The organism is Sphingomonas sp. CCH9-F2, assembly GCF_001556735.1.
GTDB classification, from domain to species: Bacteria; Pseudomonadota; Alphaproteobacteria; order Sphingomonadales; family Sphingomonadaceae; genus Sphingomonas; species Sphingomonas ginsenosidimutans.
The window spans coordinates 1-2,668 of the sequence record NZ_LSJO01000664.1; the positions used below are offsets into that span (position 1 = coordinate 1).

Sequence of the window (2,668 nt, forward strand, 5' to 3'; positions counted from 1 at the left end):
GGTTGAACCCGCGCAGCGAGATGCGCGTCGACCATTCATAGGCGCCGAAGGCGTCCGCCGACTGGAAATTGACGCCCGGCAGCTTCGACACCGCCTTCAGCGGGGACGTGCCCGGGGTCAGTCGCTCCAGGTCGGCGGCGGTCACCGTCTGCACCTGCCGCGCCTGGCCGAAGCCGAGGACGACGATGTCGCCGTTCTCCTCGGCGGCCGGCTGATCGGCGGGGGCGGTCGGCGCGGGGGCTTCCTGCGCGGCGACGGCGGGCGCGGCGAACATCAGCGCGGTCGCGCCGGCGAGCAGCATGGACTTGGTGTTCATTATCTTTTGTTTCCCCCAACAGGTTCGGGGGGCCGGTGCCGATGTTTGGGGACACGGCGATGACGATTCCATTGCGGTTTCGTAACGGGCCGTACCGCCGCCGCGCGCGCATCGCGTCGAAGCAGCGAATCGCGCCGCGGTGATGCGCGGCGGCCACAGCGATGCGCACAAAAAAGGCCGCGGCGCCCCCCGGTGCCGCGGCCTTTCTGTTCCCCGGACGGGCCGGGGGAAACGGTGATCGCGTCAGGCGACCGCGACGATCTCTTCCGGCTCGCGCAGCACATAGCCGCGGCCCCAGACCGTCTCGATATAATTGTCGCCCTCGCACGCCGTGCTCAGCTTCTTGCGCAGCTTGCAGATGAAGACGTCGATGATCTTCAGTTCGGGCTCGTCCATCCCGCCGTACAGGTGGTTGAGGAACATTTCCTTGGTCAGCGTGGTGCCCTTGCGCAGCGACAGCAGCTCCAGCATCGCATATTCCTTGCCGGTCAGGTGCACGCGCGCGCCGTCGACCTCGACCGTCTTGGCGTCCAGGTTGACCGACAGCTTGCCGGTCTTGATGACCGATTGCGAATGGCCCTTCGAACGGCGGACGACGGCGTGGATGCGCGCGATCAGCTCTTCGCGGTGGAACGGCTTGGTCACGTAATCGTCGGCGCCGAAGCCGAAGCTGCGAACCTTCGAATCCATCTCGTTGATGCCCGACAGGATCAGCACCGGCGTCTGCACGCGCGCGACGCGCAGCTTCTTGAGCACGTCATAGCCGTGCATGTCCGGCAGGTTAAGATCGAGCAGGATGATGTCGTAATCGTACAGCTTGCCCAGATCGAGGCCTTCCTCACCCAGGTCCGTCGAATAGACGTTGAACCCTTCGGTGGAGAGCATCAGCTCGATAGCCTTGGCGGTGGTCGGCTCGTCCTCGATCAGCAGAACGCGCATATTGCAGTCCCCCGGTTCGCAAGCGCGGCACCACCCTGTCGGCCCGCCTCACCAGATATCCATTTACCAAACCGCTTCTGAACGCAAAAGGTTAATTTCGACTTAAGCCAATGATTCCGGCGAGTCGTCTGCCAAATCTGATTTAGAGTCTGTGGCTGGCGGTTCACGCGGGGTGCCCTTGGCGGTAAACAGGCGGCGTTCGCGGCTCGGCGGAATGTCCTCACCCAGCACCTCGCGCAGGTACAGGCTGCGCACCAGCGTGTAGGTGACGACCAGGATTCCGCCGGAAAAGAACAAGCCGAACACGCCGAAGACCGCCCCGGTGCCGATGATCGCGAACAGGCTGAGCGCCGGCGGGATCGCGATGACGCGCCCGGTGACATAGGGGGTGACGAGGTTCGTCTGCACGATTCGCACCAGCGCGAACGTCGCCAGCGCGCCCAGCAGCGGCTCGGTCCCCGCCGTCGCGGCGAGCCCGAGCGCCGGCAGCATCGCGGCGAGCGGACCGACATAGGGGATGAACTCCGATATGCCCGTCAGCAGCCCCAGCAGCGCGGCGGACGGCACGCCCGCGATCCACAGGCCGATGCCCACCATCGTGCCCATTGCGGTCATCTGGATCAGCTGCGCGCGCAGCCACAGCAGCAGCGTCGATCCGACGTCGCCCAGCGCATCTTCGACCGCCGCGCGCTTGGCCGGCGGGATCAGCAGCAGGAGGCCGCGTTCGTACACCTTGGGATCGACCGCGAAGAAGATCGCGCCGAACAACACGATGAACGTATTGAGCAGCAACTGTCCCGCACCGCGCACGATCTGGCCGATGTCCTGCGCCACGCGGCTGCCAGCGAAGGCGGCGCGGACCGCATCGACCACCTTCGCGCCCACCGGGCTTTGCGACATGTAATCGTCCAGCTGGTCGATCAGGCCCGGCAGGGCGACGACCAGCGTGTTCACCTGCGCGCGGAATTCCACCCCGAACAGCCACACCATCAGCGCGATAAACCCCAGCACCGACAGGATCGCCGCGATCAGCGCCGGGCGTTTGGGAAAACGCGCATGGGTTTCGTACAGGTCCGCCAGCGCGTGGATGACGATCGCGATCAGCACCGATCCGAACGCCAGGATCAGCAGGTCCTGCGCCAGATACAGCGCCGTGGCGACGGCGGCGATGACGATCAGCCACAGGACGCGGCGCAGGAAGCGCGCATCCGAATCGTCGGGGGCCAGGCGGTTCATGCCGCGGGGCGGGCGGATCGTTTCATGCGCGGCACAACGCATGTGGTGGAAAAAAGGACGCGCGACCGCGCCGCGTTATTGCAGCGCGATCGTCCCCGGCCACCAGCCGATCAGCGCGGCATAATCCTGCGGCGGGGCGGGCAGCGCGAACCGTGCCAGCGTGGCGGTGACGACGAC

General features: G+C 66.0%; 2 protein-coding genes and 1 pseudogene. All 3 read right to left on the reverse strand.

Translation table 11 applies throughout. The annotated features are described in order from the left end of the window. A pseudogene (locus tag AX685_RS23275) lies at positions 1-316 on the reverse strand (TonB-dependent receptor plug domain-containing protein); the annotation flags it as partial. Positions 317-559: 243 nt separating this feature from the next. Then, positions 560-1,255 carry a response regulator transcription factor CtrA gene (ctrA, locus tag AX685_RS18875; RefSeq protein WP_066491474.1) on the reverse strand — a complete coding sequence of 232 codons (696 nt, stop codon included), beginning with the start codon at positions 1,253-1,255 and terminating at the stop codon, positions 560-562. A gap of 102 nt (positions 1,256-1,357) precedes the next feature. Further along, positions 1,358-2,491, reverse strand: a complete 1,134-nt coding sequence (locus tag AX685_RS18880; protein WP_066491476.1) for an AI-2E family transporter — start codon at positions 2,489-2,491, stop codon at positions 1,358-1,360. Between the last annotated feature and the right edge of the window lie 177 nt (positions 2,492-2,668).